The 13156-nt window shown below is 70.0% G+C and carries 12 protein-coding genes and 1 tRNA gene; 6 read left to right on the top strand and 7 right to left on the bottom strand.

The window, feature by feature from the left end:
- Positions 1-60: 60 nt before the first annotated feature.
- Positions 61-1134, bottom strand: a complete 1074-nt coding sequence (locus KV100_RS12255; RefSeq protein WP_220343322.1) for a serine hydrolase — start codon at positions 1132-1134, stop codon at positions 61-63.
- Between the two features lie 64 nt (positions 1135-1198).
- Between KV100_RS12255 and KV100_RS12250 the strand changes: the two genes are divergently transcribed.
- On the top strand, positions 1199-1669 hold the full coding sequence (locus KV100_RS12250) for a MarR family winged helix-turn-helix transcriptional regulator (protein WP_308290283.1): 471 nt from the start codon (positions 1199-1201) through the stop codon (positions 1667-1669).
- 39 nt (positions 1670-1708) lie between these two features.
- Positions 1709-2089, top strand: a complete 381-nt coding sequence (locus KV100_RS12245; protein ID WP_220343321.1) for a DUF4440 domain-containing protein — start codon at positions 1709-1711, stop codon at positions 2087-2089.
- 33 nt (positions 2090-2122) lie between these two features.
- On the opposite strand, the gene KV100_RS12240 is transcribed toward KV100_RS12245, so the two are convergent.
- A tRNA-Lys gene (locus tag KV100_RS12240) sits at positions 2123-2195 on the bottom strand.
- A 135-nt stretch (positions 2196-2330) separates the two neighbouring features.
- On the opposite strand from KV100_RS12240, the gene KV100_RS12235 reads away from it, so the two are divergent.
- From KV100_RS12235 to KV100_RS12225, 3 genes are read left to right on the top strand one after another with little or no spacing between them, the layout of a single operon-like run.
- On the top strand, positions 2331-3239 hold the full coding sequence (locus tag KV100_RS12235; protein WP_220343320.1) for an ATP-grasp domain-containing protein: 909 nt from the start codon (positions 2331-2333) through the stop codon (positions 3237-3239).
- Complete coding sequence (locus KV100_RS12230) at positions 3236-4516, top strand: glycosyltransferase family 2 protein (RefSeq protein ID WP_220343319.1); 1281 nt, start codon at positions 3236-3238, stop codon at positions 4514-4516. The genes KV100_RS12235 and KV100_RS12230 overlap by 4 nt, the downstream gene beginning before the upstream one ends.
- Complete coding sequence (locus tag KV100_RS12225) at positions 4501-5664, top strand: hypothetical protein (protein ID WP_220343318.1); 1164 nt, start codon at positions 4501-4503, stop codon at positions 5662-5664. Before KV100_RS12230 ends, KV100_RS12225 begins: the two co-directional genes overlap by 16 nt.
- On the opposite strand, the gene KV100_RS12220 is transcribed toward KV100_RS12225, so the two are convergent.
- Both KV100_RS12220 and KV100_RS12215 read right to left on the bottom strand, forming a co-directional pair.
- Positions 5615-7402, bottom strand: a complete 1788-nt coding sequence (locus KV100_RS12220) for a cell wall metabolism sensor histidine kinase WalK (protein WP_220343317.1) — start codon at positions 7400-7402, stop codon at positions 5615-5617. The genes KV100_RS12225 and KV100_RS12220 overlap by 50 nt on opposite strands.
- Positions 7399-8430, bottom strand: coding sequence for a response regulator (locus tag KV100_RS12215; protein WP_308291427.1), 1032 nt, complete (start codon positions 8428-8430; stop codon positions 7399-7401). Before KV100_RS12215 ends, KV100_RS12220 begins: the two co-directional genes overlap by 4 nt.
- A gap of 123 nt (positions 8431-8553) precedes the next feature.
- Between KV100_RS12215 and KV100_RS12210 the strand changes: the two genes are divergently transcribed.
- A complete protein-coding gene (locus tag KV100_RS12210) occupies positions 8554-9786 on the top strand; it encodes an SGNH/GDSL hydrolase family protein (RefSeq protein WP_220343316.1) in 1233 nt (410 codons plus the stop codon).
- Positions 9787-9816: 30 nt separating this feature from the next.
- Here the strand turns inward: KV100_RS12210 and KV100_RS12205 are convergent, their stop codons facing one another.
- The 3 genes from KV100_RS12205 to KV100_RS12195 all read right to left on the bottom strand — a co-directional run bounded on the left by KV100_RS12205 (position 9817) and on the right by KV100_RS12195 (position 13143).
- On the bottom strand, positions 9817-10824 hold the full coding sequence (locus KV100_RS12205) for a sugar phosphate isomerase/epimerase (RefSeq protein ID WP_220343315.1): 1008 nt from the start codon (positions 10822-10824) through the stop codon (positions 9817-9819).
- Complete coding sequence (locus tag KV100_RS12200; RefSeq protein WP_220343314.1) at positions 10821-12020, bottom strand: Gfo/Idh/MocA family protein; 1200 nt, start codon at positions 12018-12020, stop codon at positions 10821-10823. The genes KV100_RS12205 and KV100_RS12200 overlap by 4 nt, the downstream gene beginning before the upstream one ends.
- Before the next feature lie 76 nt (positions 12021-12096).
- Entirely contained in the window at positions 12097-13143 is a 1047-nt protein-coding gene (locus tag KV100_RS12195; protein ID WP_220343313.1) for a substrate-binding domain-containing protein, read from the bottom strand.
- Positions 13144-13156 lie beyond the last annotated feature (13 nt).

Genomic DNA, 13156 nt, shown 5'->3' with positions numbered 1-13156 from the left:
AAATCCACAGAAAGTCTACGGACCGCGTACGCGCGAGACGAGGAATCGAAACGGTGCCGGTCAGGCATCGAGCACCGCGGCCACGAGGTCGACGTTCTCTGGCGCACCTCCGCCGCCGCCCGCGAGGAACCGACGGCGGGTGTAGCTGTAAGCGATACCGCGTCGGGGGTCGGCGAACGCCTGAGCGCCGACGGCCCCGCTGTGTCCGAAGCTGTCTCGCCCGAGGCGGGGGTACCGCACGGCCTGCGCTTCGAACCCGAGCAGAAAGTGGTCCTGCTCGCCGGTGACGAGATCGACGCCGGCACTGTGCGGCTTGGTGAACTCGCCCAAGGTCTCCGGCCTCAGCAGCGGCGGACGATCGTCGACCTCGCTGATGGCTGCCGCGTACATCCGGGCGAGCCCGCGGGCGTTGCCGACGCTGCCTGCTGAGGACGGGCCGAGGGCGCGCACGGCACGGGTGTTGGCGAGCTCGACGAGATCGGTGGGGGTGTTGAAAGCGATGCCGGTGAGGCTGTGCGGGTCAGGCAACGGCTGCTGCTCGATCGCCGGCAGCACCGGCAGGTAGCGCGACTCGAGCTCGAGCGGCAGGCCGAGGAAGAAGTCCAGTCCGTACGGCTCGCGGACGCGTTCCCGGTACAGCTCTTGGATCGACTGTCCAGTTGCCCGACGCACGACCTCGCCGACGAGCGCGCCGAGGACGAACGCGTGGTAGCCGTATGCCGTCCCAGGTTTCCAGTACGGCGCTTGGCCGGCCAGCCGCTCAGCGAGGAGGCGGTCGTCGGCCAGCTCCTCGCTGGTGAGTCCTCCGTCGACACCGATGAGACCAGCGCGATGGGTCAGCAGCTCGCGAAGGGTGATGTCGACCCCCAGCTCGGGCCAGTAGTCGCCCACGCGACGGTCCAGCTCGAGGACGGCGTCCTGCACGAGCATCGCGACGACGAGATGCACCGCACCCTTGCCCGAGGAGAACAAAGCCAGCAACGAGTCCCCAGACAGCCCTGTCCACAGATCGACGACCTGCCGCCCGTCCTTGTAGACCGCGAGCTGAGCCTCCAGGCCGGGCTCGCGGACGGCGACGATCTCGAACGCATCCCGCACTTGGCCGAAGCCCGGAGCCGCCGTCCCTTCGATCACCGGCACGACGGTATAGTCACCGAAACGAACAGTCAAGATAGGTGACTACCTGAGGTGAGGCGGCGTGACACGACGGAGTGAGCTCAAGGAAGCCAGCCCGGACCTGGGCATCTTGTCCAGCCGCCTGCTGTTCGCGGTCCAGGACGAGCTCTTCGAGAACCTCGCGGTTCAAGGCCACCCCGAGCTACGCCCCCGCCACGGCGCCGTCCTCGCCTACCTCGACGAGGAAGGCAGTCGCGCGACCGAGCTGGCGCACCGTTCCGGCCAGCACAAGCAGGTCGTAGGAAAGCTCGTCGACGAGCTCGAGGCCCTCGGCTATGTCGAGCGTCGGCCAGACCCGACAGATCGTCGCGCCAAGCTCGTCGTGCCGACAGCACGGGGCCTCGACGAGATGACCCGCTCGGACGCGATCCTCGCGTCCATCGATGCGCGGCTTGCGGCGACGGTCGGAGCCGACGCGTACGAGACGTTCAAGCACACCTTCGAGCAGCTGACCACCGACCAACGTGCTCGATCGCGTCTTCGTGGAGAGTAGGTGGAGAGACCCACCTCAGCGGCGCCTACCATCCACGACATGACGTCGCACAGCTCGCCCCAGCCCGTGGATCGCGTGCTCGAGCTGGAGCGAGAGCTCCAGACGCCGGCCTGCCGAGCCGAGGAGGCTCGACTCAGGGAGCTCCTTGCCGCCGACTTCCTGGAGATCGGGGCATCCGGTCGTCGTTGGGATCTCCACAGCACCCTGGCCATGCTGCGCGACGAGAGTGTCGAGGGCGATCGTGCCGACATCAGGCTCACCGGTCTCACCGCCCGGACACTGGCCCCCGGCATCATCCAGGTCTTCTGGGAGTCCGAGAGGGGCGGGCAACGCGCGCGCCGTACGTCGATCTGGTGCGAGCGTGCGGGCAGATGGCAGCAGGTCTATCACCAGGGCACCCCCGTCAGGCACCAGGTCTGATCTGCAGGGGTGCAGATCAGACCCGGTTCTGGGTGGGCCCCCAGGGGATCGAACCCTGAACCCGCGGATTAAAAGTCCGCTGCTCTGCCGATTGAGCTAGAGGCCCGAAGGATCAGAAGGGCCCGCGCGCTGCCACTCGCCAGGGCTGATCCTTGGGGCAAGTATGGCCCACTCACGTTGTCCCGGCGGCCGTGGTCTGGCAGGAAGGGCGGCACCGGCTGCCCGGTGGCAGACTCGGGACATGCCCACCGTCCTCGTCTCCGGCGCCGGCGGTCCGGCAGGGTCCTCGCTCGGCCAGCAGCTCGCCGGTCGTCTCGTCCGCGGCGAGGAGACGGTCTCCGTCGGTGTCGACCTGACGGCCCTCGACGGTACGGCGTTCTCGCGTACGGCGGCCGTGGCGCGCGCCGACGATCCCGCGTACGCACCGACCATGCGCTCGATCGTCGAGCAGGTCCGTCCCGACCTCGTGATCCCGACCGTGCAGGACGAGCTCCCGCAGGTCTCGGTGCTGCGCGACGTCCTCGTCGCCGCTGCGGCGCCCGGCGCCTCGGTGGTGGTCGCCGGAGCGCTCGCGTCCGCGCTGGCCGCGGACAAGCTCCTCACGATGTGGACCCTTGCGGCCGCCGGGGTTCCGGTCCCCGCCCACGCCGCCGCCTCGGAGCTCGACGACGCCGCGGCAGCCGTCGCCTGGGCGGGCGGGCCGGTCGTGGTCAAGCCCCGCGTGTCGCGGGGCGGGCGCGGGGTCACCGTCGTCGAGAACCCGTCCGACCTGGACTGGTCCGACGCCGGCGCGGGCTGGATCGTCCAGTGCTTCGTCGACGGCCCCGAGTACGCGCCACAGGTCTACCGGTCGCCGCTGACCGGACGGTCGACCGTCGTCGTGCTCGAGAAGACCCTCCTCAAGGAAGGGCGGGTGGGCAACGCCGCCGGTGCGATCCGCGCCCCAGACGGTCAGGCGGCCGAGGTCGCCGCGGTCGCCGTCGCCGCGGTCGAGGCTCTTGACCTCGTCGGGCCCGTGGACATGGACGTACGTCTGGACTCGACCGGCTCGCCGTACGTCCTCGAGGTGAACGGGAGGTTCGGGGCACTCTCCGCCCACGCCCCCGAGCTGCTCGACCTCGTCCTCGACGAGTGGCTCCGTCCGCCGTGACCGCCGTTCTCGAGGGGATCGCCGTTGTCGTGGCCCTGACGGTCCTCGCAACCGGGGCCGTCCGCCTCGCCCTCGTCCCCTTCGCCGTGGTGTTCGAGCTGCGCCGCCCCGGACACGACGACACCGTGCCGCTCGTGGGGACGACGATCTTCGAGGAGCCGCCGTTCGTCAGCGTGATCGTGCCGGCCTACAACGAGGGGGTCGTCCTCGACAACTGCCTGCGCTCGATCGCACGCAGCACCTACGACCGCTACGAGATCATCTGCGTCGACGACGGGTCGACCGACGACACGTTCACGAGGGCCACGGCCGTCGCGGCCGACGTCCCGCAGCTGACCGCGCTGACCCAGGCCAACCGGGGCAAAGGGGCCGCCCTCAACACCGGGATCGCGCACTCGAAGGGATCCGTGCTCCTTCTGGTGGACGCCGACGGCCTCTTCCAGCCGCACACCATCGACCGGATGCTCAAGGGATTCCGAGACGACCGCGTCGGCGCCGTCTGCGGCAACGACCGGCCCGTGAACCTCGACCGGGTTCAGACCAGGTTCCTCGCGCTCATCAGCCACCTCGGGACGGGCCTCATGCGTCGCAGTCTCGACGAGCTGCACTGCCTCCCGATCGTCTCGGGCAACATCGGGGCGTACCGACGAGAGGTGCTCGACATGGTCGGGGCCGTCCGTGAGGACACCGTCGGCGAGGACCTCGAGCTGACGTGGCGGGTGTACGGCGCCGGCTACCGCGTCGCCTTCGCCCCCCACGCCCTCCTCTACGCAGAGTCGCCGTCGACACCCCGCGCCCTGTGGCGACAACGGGTCCGGTGGGCGCGCGGCCTCCTGCAGGTCACTCGGCTGCACTGGCGCATGATCGCCAACCTTCGATTCGGGGCGTTCGGGGCCTACCTGCTGTTCAACACCGTCACGCAGATCGTCGTGCCGTTCCTGCAGGTCCTCGGTGTTCTCGTCATCGCTGCACCGGCGCTGACCGGCGAGATCGCCACCCCGCCGACGGAGCTGTGGGACCTGTTGATCCTCGTCGGCCTGCCCGGCTCCGTCGCGCTGCTGATCCTCGCTGTCGCTCTCGACCGCACACCGCGTGATCTCGAGTACGGGTGGACACTCCTGGCCTGGCCTCTCTACTCCAGCGTGATGACGCTGGTGATGATCCGCGCTGTCTGGCTCGAGCTGAAGGGGGCCGAAAACCGATGGAACAAGCTCGAACGCACGGGGACGGTGTCGGTGGCCGGCCTCGTCGACGACCCTCCTTGGACCTCCTCCTGACCAGCCTCGTCGTGATCGGCACAGTGGTCGCGCTGTTCGTCACACGCCCCTGGTCCGATGACGACTCCTCACCCCGGTCGCCGCTGCGGGCGGCCAGCGCCCCTGAGGAGACCCGCTCGATCAGCATCGACTTCGGCATCGTCACTGATCCGGACACCGACTGGGACGAGGTCTCGGAGCGGCTGGCCTCGGTCGACGCGACGACGGTGGAGGTCAACGCCGGTCGGGTCGAGTTCACGGCGTTCGACTGGGCTGCTCACCCGGAGGCAGCGGCCGAAGCGGGGACCGACCACGTCGCCGTCGCCGCGCGCGGACTGCGCGAGTCCCCCGAAGGAGGAACGCGTCAGCTGAACCTCATCGTCGACGCGTTCGTCCCGAAGTGGATCCAGGAGGACCCCTCGATCGCGGGAGTCGGTGCGGACGGGAAGCGGTCACGCTATGCGGCCTCGGCCTGGCAGCTGGCCAGGGGTGAGGTCGGCGACCGCCTGGTGGACTACGTCGAGGCGCTCGCCGAGCGGTACGACCCGCCGTTGATCGAGATCACGGAGCTGCTGATCTTCGACACGTTCGGCGCCGACGATCTCGCGCTCTACCGTGAGATGACCGGCCAGGCGGACTGGCCCCGTACGTCGACCGGTGCCCTCGACACCTCGGCGCCCGAGCTGGGGCGCTGGCGGTCCCAGGTCCTTGCCGGCCTGTTGAGCCGGATGCGAACGGCGCTCGACCGCGTCCAGGAGGACGGCGCTCCCATCGAGCTCGGCCTGGACGTACGGGTCAACTGGGACGACCCCGCTGCCGGCCGGCCCGACAGCGGACAGGACTACGAGATCCTGATCGCCGAGGTTCCTGAGCTGCGCCTCCAGCTGTGGACCTACATCGGCAGGCCCGCGCGACCCGCCGGCGACATCGAGACCCTGACCGCGGCGTTGCGGGCCGCGGGCTACGACATGTCGCGGCTCATGCCCTCCATCGGGTTGTGGACCGCGGGGCCGCAGGTGCCCCTTCCCCAGACCATCAGCGCCGACAGGCTCGGTGAGGCGGTGCGGTCGGCCGTGACCAACGGGATCACGGCGGTGAACGTCACTCCCTACTCTCTGATCACTCCTGAGCAGTGGGAGGCCCTGGCGCAGGCGTGGGCGGGGGGCTGACGTCCGGCAGGTCGACCGTGATCGACGTCCCCACGCCCGGTGCACTCTCGATCGACATCGTCCCGCCGTGGGCGTCGACGATCGCCTTCACGATCGACAGGCCGAGACCGAGACCGCGGACACGCAGACGTCGTGCGGTGTCGGCGCGGTAGAAGCGCTCCGTCACGTGAGCGACGTCGCCAGCGCTCATGCCCGGACCCTCGTCGGCAACCGTGAGCCGCACCCCCGTCTCACCGGAGCCCGTCCTGAGCGGGCGGAGCGTCACCCGGACCGTCGCGCCGCGCTCGGAGGCCTTGACGGCGTTGCTGACGAGGTTCTCGACGACCTGGCCGAGCCGCTCGGCATCGGACAGGACGGGGACTGCGGCCGGTGCGTCGACCGTGAGGACGACACCTGCCGCGTCCGCGGCAGGAAGGAGGTTCGCGACCGAGCGCTGAACGACCTGTACGGCATCTGTCGGCCCGGCGTCGAGCGCGAAGGTCCCGGCGACCATGCGCACGCTGACCAGCAGGTCCTCGACGAGCCGCAGGAGACGCTGCGCGTTCCGCTCGATCACGGCGACGGATCGGCTCTGGTCGGGCGTGAGCTCGCCTTCGTCGGACCGCAGGATCTCGACGTAGCCCATGATCGACGCGAGCGGGGTGCGGAGCTCGTGGCTGACCAGCCCGATGAACTCGTCCTGAAGCCGCTCGGCCTCCCGGCGCTGGGTGAGATCCGTCGCGATGATCAGGTAGCCGTACGGTCGACCCTCGTCGGAATGCGGGCGTCGCGTCACCGTGACGTCTGCTGGCACGGTCGTGCCGTCGGGGCGGGCCAGGACCCAGTCACGGTGCTCCGGGCGTCCTTCTGCCGCGTCTCCGAGGACCACATGCAGCAGGTCGGCAGAGGTCGTACCGTACCCGCGCTCGACCGCCGCGGAGCGCAGCTCGTCGGCCTGGAAGATCTCCGTCACCGGGGCCCCGAGGAGAGTGGCCTCAGCGCTGCCGAACAGGCGTCGCGCTCCCGGGTTGGCGAAGACGATCGTGCCGTGCTCGTCCAGGGCGATGATCGCCTGCTCCGTGGCGGCCTCGATCACGCTCGCGAGGAGCGCACGGGACTCCTCGAGTCGCTGGGTGAGGGCCTCGAGACGGTCGCGGTTCGCCTCGAGGCGACTCAACGTCACGTCCTGCTCGCGTCGCAGCGCTTCCAGGGCGGCGGTCCGCTCTCGGAGCTGCCGTGTGGTGGACGACAACCAGGCGGCCACCACGAACGTGCACCCTGTCACGACGAGGACATGGAGCCCCGGCGAAGCCCCGCGATAGGCCACGAGGCCGGTGAACGCCCCGAACGCCGTCAGTCCCATGGCAGCCACGATGGCGATGACGACTCCGCGCGACCCAGGCTGGATCGCCAGGTTGGCGACCGGCACGAAGTAGAGCACGACCGTGACCAGCTCAAGACTCTGAGTCACCCCGTACTGGAACAGGGTCAACGAGACGAGCTGCACGAGGGGGAAGACGTAGTTCCACGGGCTCGGCCAGTGGTGCCGCCGACCGTAACCCGCGACGAGCTGCGTCGACAGGACCAGCGTCGCCGAGATGACGACGAGGAGGGGGGCGTCGAACGGGCGACGCTGCAGCGCGGCGTCCAGCAGCACGGCAAGGTAGAGCAGGGTGAACGGCAGCTCGCGGGATGCGACCGTCACCGGCTCGAGCCCGAGGCGCCCGAACCACTTCCGGCTGCTCGCGGACGGGCTCACCCGTGCTCCTGACCGTGTTCGGAGGTGACGAACTCGGCGGCACGCACGGTCTCCAGCGGCTCCACCTCACGGGCAGGGCTGAAGCGCGACCAGTAACGAGCGGTCGCACGCACGAGGTCCGGCGCCATGTAGTCGCGGTGGCTCTGCGACGCGTACGCCGCCAGCATGCGCAGCTTGGTCTCGACGAAGCCCTCGACGTCGATGAAGCGATTCGGTCTGAAGTCGACGGTGCTCGACGGGCTCTCGAAGCACCAGAGGCCGGGCACCGACCGCGCCGCCACCTCGACGGCCTGGAACACCGCGCGGTGGTCGAGATGCCGGTCGTGGGGGCCGTGGGTGTAGACACGCTGCGGCTCCACGTCCGCCACGACCTCCTCGATCGCGGCGGTCACCCCGCTGGCCGGCTCGATGCGGGTGTCCGCGAACGGGAGGTGGACGAGGCGCGCACCGATCACGGCGGCGGCGTCGGCGGCCTCCCTGCGACGGACGGCGGTGTCCCCGCCCACCCCACCGCGAGACAACGTGAGGATGACGACCTGGTCCCCGGCGGCCGCGTGTGCGGCGAGCGTGGCCCCGACCCCGATCTCGACGTCGTCGGGATGGGCGCCGACGGCGAGCACGGTGATGTGTGACCGAGTGCGGGCCACTCTGCTCTCGGAGGCGAGCTCCTGGGCTCGTGAGGCGAGGTCCGCGGGCGCGATCGGCTTGACCAGGAACTCGTCCGCGTCGTTGCGCAGCGCCTCGACGGCGTAGGAGACGACGCCGTGCGCGGTGAGGATGATGACGGGGACGCCAGGGGCGAGCTCACGCACCATGGGCAGGATGTCGAGACCCGAGCGACCGGGGAGCTCGATGTCGCTCACCACCACGTCGAACGATCCCACCTGGAGCGCGGCGAGCGCCTCGTCCGCGTCGCCCGCGACCACCACCTCCATGCCGGCGAACCGCTGAAGCGCGATGCGAGCAAACTCGGCCGCATCGGGCTCGTCCTCGATCACCAGTGCGCGCAGCGGGTTGTCGACGTCCACGAGGCCCCCTCGATGGTCCCGGTCTGTCAGCAAACCTAGACCGAGGGCAACGCCTGCGCGAGCGGCGGCGAGGCCCCTGAGCGCCTAGGCTGCCTCCGTTGTCCGGCAGAGGGAGACCACGTCATGTCCATGCTCCGCAGAGCCGTCGTCGTGCCGCTCGTCGCGGCCCTCTCCGTCGCCGGCCTCGCTGCGGTCGGGTCGCCGGCCGAGGCCGCTGACCCTGCCCCCACCTACTACGTCTCGCTCGGTGACTCGCTGGCCACCGGATACCAGCCCGACACCGGGACGGACGAGCCGGCGGTCGCGTACACGAGCCGCCTCTACGAGGTCCTCGCAGCTCGCGAGCCCGGTCTCGTGCACATCAGACTCGGATGCAGCGGCGAGACGACGAAGTCGTTCGTCGACGGCCTCCCAGACCTGCGCAGCACACCCTGCGACTACTCCGGGTACGACGCCACCAGCCAGCTCGAGGCGGCGACGAGCTTCCTCGCCGCGCACCGCGGGAAGGTGACGTACGTGTCGCTCGGGATCGGAGCCAACGACATCCATCCGTGCGTGCCCTCCAGCGGCGCGATCGACGCCGGCGCCCTCGAGTGCCTCACCACGGGGATCACGCGGGTCGGGACGAACGTCGCGCTCATCGATGCCGCGCTCCGCGAGGCCGGGGGCAGCACGCCGCGCTACGTCGGCATGACCTACTACAACCCGTTCCTCGCGGCCTACGTCAACGGCAACAAGCCCCTCGCGACGATCTCCGTGTCCGTCGCGAGCCAGCTCAACGCGGCGATCAGCGGCGCCAACGCCGCCCACGGGTTCGTGACCGCCGACGTCGCGGGGGCGTTCTCCTCCGCCGAGGGCAGGACGATCACGTTGCCGCCGCCCTTCGGAGACGTGCCACTCAACGTCGCCCGTGTCTGCCAGTGGACCTGGATGTGCACCCCGTACACCGACATCCACGCCAACGACACCGGTCACCAGGTGATCGCCCGGGCCTTCGTCGCGGCGCTGGCTCCCTCGACCGCTCCGCCGCGGCCGCCCGTCGTCCGGCCGCCGGCGAAGGTCACCACCCGCACGCAGGCGCGGGTGATCGGCAAGCACCGCATCTCTCGCACCAAGCGCGCCCGGATTCGGGTCCGCGTGGTGACTGCTGACGGCCGCAGGCTGGGCGGCCGACTCGTCGTACGAGACGGGAAGCGCAGGCTCAAGGTCGTCAGGATCGGTGCGAGCGGCCGGCGCGTCGTCCGCCTTCCTCGGCTGAAGAGGGCCGGCAAGCACCGCATCACCGTCACCTACAAGGGCTCGTCGACGACGCGGGCCAGCCGCTCGAAGCCGGTACGGATCACCGTACGGCGCTGACCCGGCGCCGACGTGCGGACGACACCGCGTTCAGTCCCGAGTGCTGAACGCGGCGTCGAACGCGGCCTCGGGGGCGTCGAAGAGGTTGCGCTTGACGAACGCGAGCGCCTCCGGAGCCCCCAGGAGCCGATCCATGCCCGCGTCCTCCCACTCGATCGAGACCGGGCCGTCGTAGCCGATCGTGTTGAGCATCCGGAAGCACGCCTCCCACGGGACGTCGCCGCGACCGGTCGACACGAAGTCCCAGCCGCGCCGCGGATCGGCCCACGGGAGGTGCGATCCGAGACGGCCGTTGCGTCCGTTGCCGACCTGCTTCTTCGCGTCCTTGCAGTCGACGTGATAGATCCGGTCCTTGAAGTCCCACAGGAACCCGAGCGGGTCGAGGTCCTGCCAGACGAAGTGCGACGGGTCCCAGTTGAGTCCGAACGCCTCCCGGTGTCCGATCGCCTCGAGCGTGCGGACGGTGGTCCAGTAGTCGTACGCGATCTCGCTCGGGTGCACCTCGTGGGCGAAGCGGACACCCTCGGCGTCGAACACGTCGAGGATCGGGGTCCACCGGTTCGCGAAGTCGTCGTACCCGGCGTCGACGAGCGCCGCCGAGGCAGGCGGGAACATCGCGACGTACTTCCAGATCGACGACCCGGTGAACCCGACGACCGTGTCGACACCGAGCATCCGCGCAGCGCGAGCGGTGTTCTTCATCTCCTCGGCCGCACGCTGACGTACCCCTTCGGCATCGCCGTCGCCCCAGATCCGGTCGGGCAGCATGTCCCGGTGCCGCTGGTCGATCGGGTCGTCGCAGACCGCCTGGCCCTTGAGGTGGTTGGAGATCGCGTAGACCTTCAGCCCGTACTTGTCGAGGAGGTCGAGCTTGGCCTGGACGTAGCCGTCCTCCTCCACCGCCGCCCACGGGTCGAAGTGATCGCCCCAGCAGGCGATCTCGAGGCCGTCGTAGCCCCACCCCGACGCCAGCCTGGCGACCTCCTCGAACGGCAGGTCGGCCCACTGGCCGGTGAAGAGCGTGATCGGTCGCGTCATGGTGCCTCTCCTTCGTGCGGAACCTTCTGCTGACGAGAGTCGTCCTCGGAGCTGGCCTCCACGGCAGCCAGCACACGCTGCACCGCGAGCCCGTCGGCGAACGAGGGCCGCGGCTGCTCACCGGCGGCGATGGCCTTGACGAGGTCGACGACCTGATGGGTGAAGCCGTGCTCGTAGCCGAGCCCGTGACCTGCCGGCCACCAGGCGGCGACGTACGGGTGGGTGGGTTCGGTGACGACGATCCTCCGGAAGCCGGCTGTCTCGGCGGAGTCGGAGGCGTCGTACAGGTGGAGGACGTTCATCTCCTCGAAGTCGAACGCGAGCGCTCCACCGGACCCGCTGACCTCGATCCGGAGCGCGTTCTTGCGGCCGGTGGCGAAGCGGGTCGCCTCGAAGACGCCGAGCGCACCGTTGTCGAAGCGGGCGGTGAACGCGGTCGCGTCGTCGACGGTGACGGGGCCGCGTTCGGCCGCGGCGCTCCCGGTGCCTCCCAGCGTGCCGTGGTCACCCGCGACCGGACGCGTGTCCACGAAGGTCTGAAGGACCCCGCTGACGGCGCTGATCCGTGCCCCGGTCACGAACTGGGCCGCGTCGACGATGTGCGCACCGATGTCGCCGAGCGCGCCCGAGCCGGCGAGCGACTTGTCGAGCCGCCAGGTGAGCGGGCTGTCGGGGTCGACCAGCCAGTCCTGGAGGTACTGCGCGCGGATGTGGCGGATGGTGCCCAGGCGCCCCTCCTCGACGAGCCGCCGGGCGAGCGACAACGCCGGCGTACGGCGATAGGTGAAGCCGACCATCGCGAACACCCCGTCCTGCGCGGCCTCCGCGGCGACGCCCGCCATCAGCTCGGCCTCGTCGACGGTGTTGGCCAGCGGCTTCTCGCACAGCACGTGCTTGCCGGCGCGGAGCGCCGCGACGGCAATCTCGGCGTGCGTGCTGCCGGGTGTGCAGATGTCGACGACGTCGATGTCGTCGCGCTCGACCAGCGCGTGCCAGTCGGTCTCGACCGACTCCCATCCGAAGCGGTCGGCGACCGCCCGGGCGGCTGCCGCGTCACGCCCGCACAGGGCGCGCAGACGCGGCGTGAGCGGGAGGTCGAAGAAGGCCGGAGCGGTGCGCCAGGCCTGCGAGTGCGCGGCGCCCATGAAGGCGTAGCCGACCTGGCCGACGCGAAGCTCACGGGGCGTTTCTGTCATGGGGTTCCTTCGTCCGAGGGGTGGTGCGAGGAGCTGTGGTGCGCCCTGGCGAGGGCACAGGGCGCACCACCGTCGGTCAGGACTCGAACGCCGAGTCCATGTAGTCGTCGACGTTGTCCTTCGTCACGATCGGGGCCGCCAGCTGGATGACGCGCGGCACCTCCACCTCGGCGAGGTCCGACATCGAGCGGCCCTGCGCGATGAGTCGTGCCAGCTTGATGCCGTCGGCACCCTGGGTCGACGGATAGATGACGGTCGCCTTGAGGACCGTATCGTCAGCCTCGATCGACCGCATCACGTTCGCCGAGCCGGCCCCGCCGACCATGACGAACTCGTCCCGCCCGGCGTTGTCGATCGCCGCCAGCACGCCGACGCCCTGGTCGTCGTCGTGGTTCCACAGGAAGTCGATCTTGGGTGCGGCCTGGAGCAGGTTCGCGGCGGCGCGCTCACCGGACTCGACGGTGAACTCCGCCGCGACCCGGTTGGAGACCTTCAGACCGCAGTCCTTCAACGCGTCAGCGAACCCGCGCGAACGGTCCTGGGTCAACGGCAGGGAGTCGATGCCGGCGATCTCTGCGACCACCGCGCCCTTCTTGCCGCCGGCCTCCTCGCAGATGTAGCGACCAGCCGAGACCCCCATGCCGTAGTTGTCGCCGAGAACGGTCGAACGCGCTGCGTTCGGCGAGTCGAACTCGCGGTCGACGTTGACCACCGGGATCCCCGCCTCCATCGCCCGCGTGGCAACGTCGGTCATCGCCGCACCGTCGAACGGGAGGAGGACGATCGCGTCGACCTTGTCGTTGATGAAGGTCTCGACCTGGGAGATCTGCAGGTTGACGTCGTTGGTGCCCTCGGCGTTGATCAGCTCGACGTCGTCGAACGCCTCCGCCTGCTTCACGGCTGCGGAGGTGATCGCCCCCATCCAACCGTGGTCGGCCGCGGGGGCCGAGAAACCGATGCGCACGGTGTCGCCGGTCTCGGCGTTGTCGCCGGCTCCGGCGTTGGCGACGCTCTCGGTGTCGTCGTCGCCGGAGCTGTTGGTGCAAGCGGTCAAGGTCAGCGACGTTGCGGCGAACACGCCGGCGATCGCCAGCAGCCGTCGGCGCGGGGTGGTGGTGGACATGCCGTCTCCTCGG

This window comes from Mumia sp. zg.B21 (assembly GCF_019550855.1).
Taxonomy (GTDB): Bacteria; Actinomycetota; Actinomycetes; order Propionibacteriales; family Nocardioidaceae; genus Mumia.
This window is presented reverse-complemented; position numbering and strand designations above follow the sequence as displayed.

Bases quoted from the DNA above. Each gene is read 5' to 3' on its own strand.
- KV100_RS12245 (WP_220343321.1), top strand. From the start codon at position 1,709: ATGACGTCGCACAGCTCGCCCCAGCCCGTGGATCGCGTGCTCGAGCTG.
- KV100_RS12235 (WP_220343320.1), top strand. From the start codon at position 2,331: ATGCCCACCGTCCTCGTCTCCGGCGCCGGCGGTCCGGCAGGGTCCTCG.
- KV100_RS12210 (WP_220343316.1), top strand. From the start codon at position 8,554: ATGTCCATGCTCCGCAGAGCCGTCGTCGTGCCGCTCGTCGCGGCCCTC.
- KV100_RS12205 (WP_220343315.1), bottom strand. From the start codon at position 10,824: ATGACGCGACCGATCACGCTCTTCACCGGCCAGTGGGCCGACCTGCCG.
- KV100_RS12200 (WP_220343314.1), bottom strand. From the start codon at position 12,020: ATGACAGAAACGCCCCGTGAGCTTCGCGTCGGCCAGGTCGGCTACGCC.
- KV100_RS12195 (WP_220343313.1), bottom strand. From the start codon at position 13,143: ATGTCCACCACCACCCCGCGCCGACGGCTGCTGGCGATCGCCGGCGTG.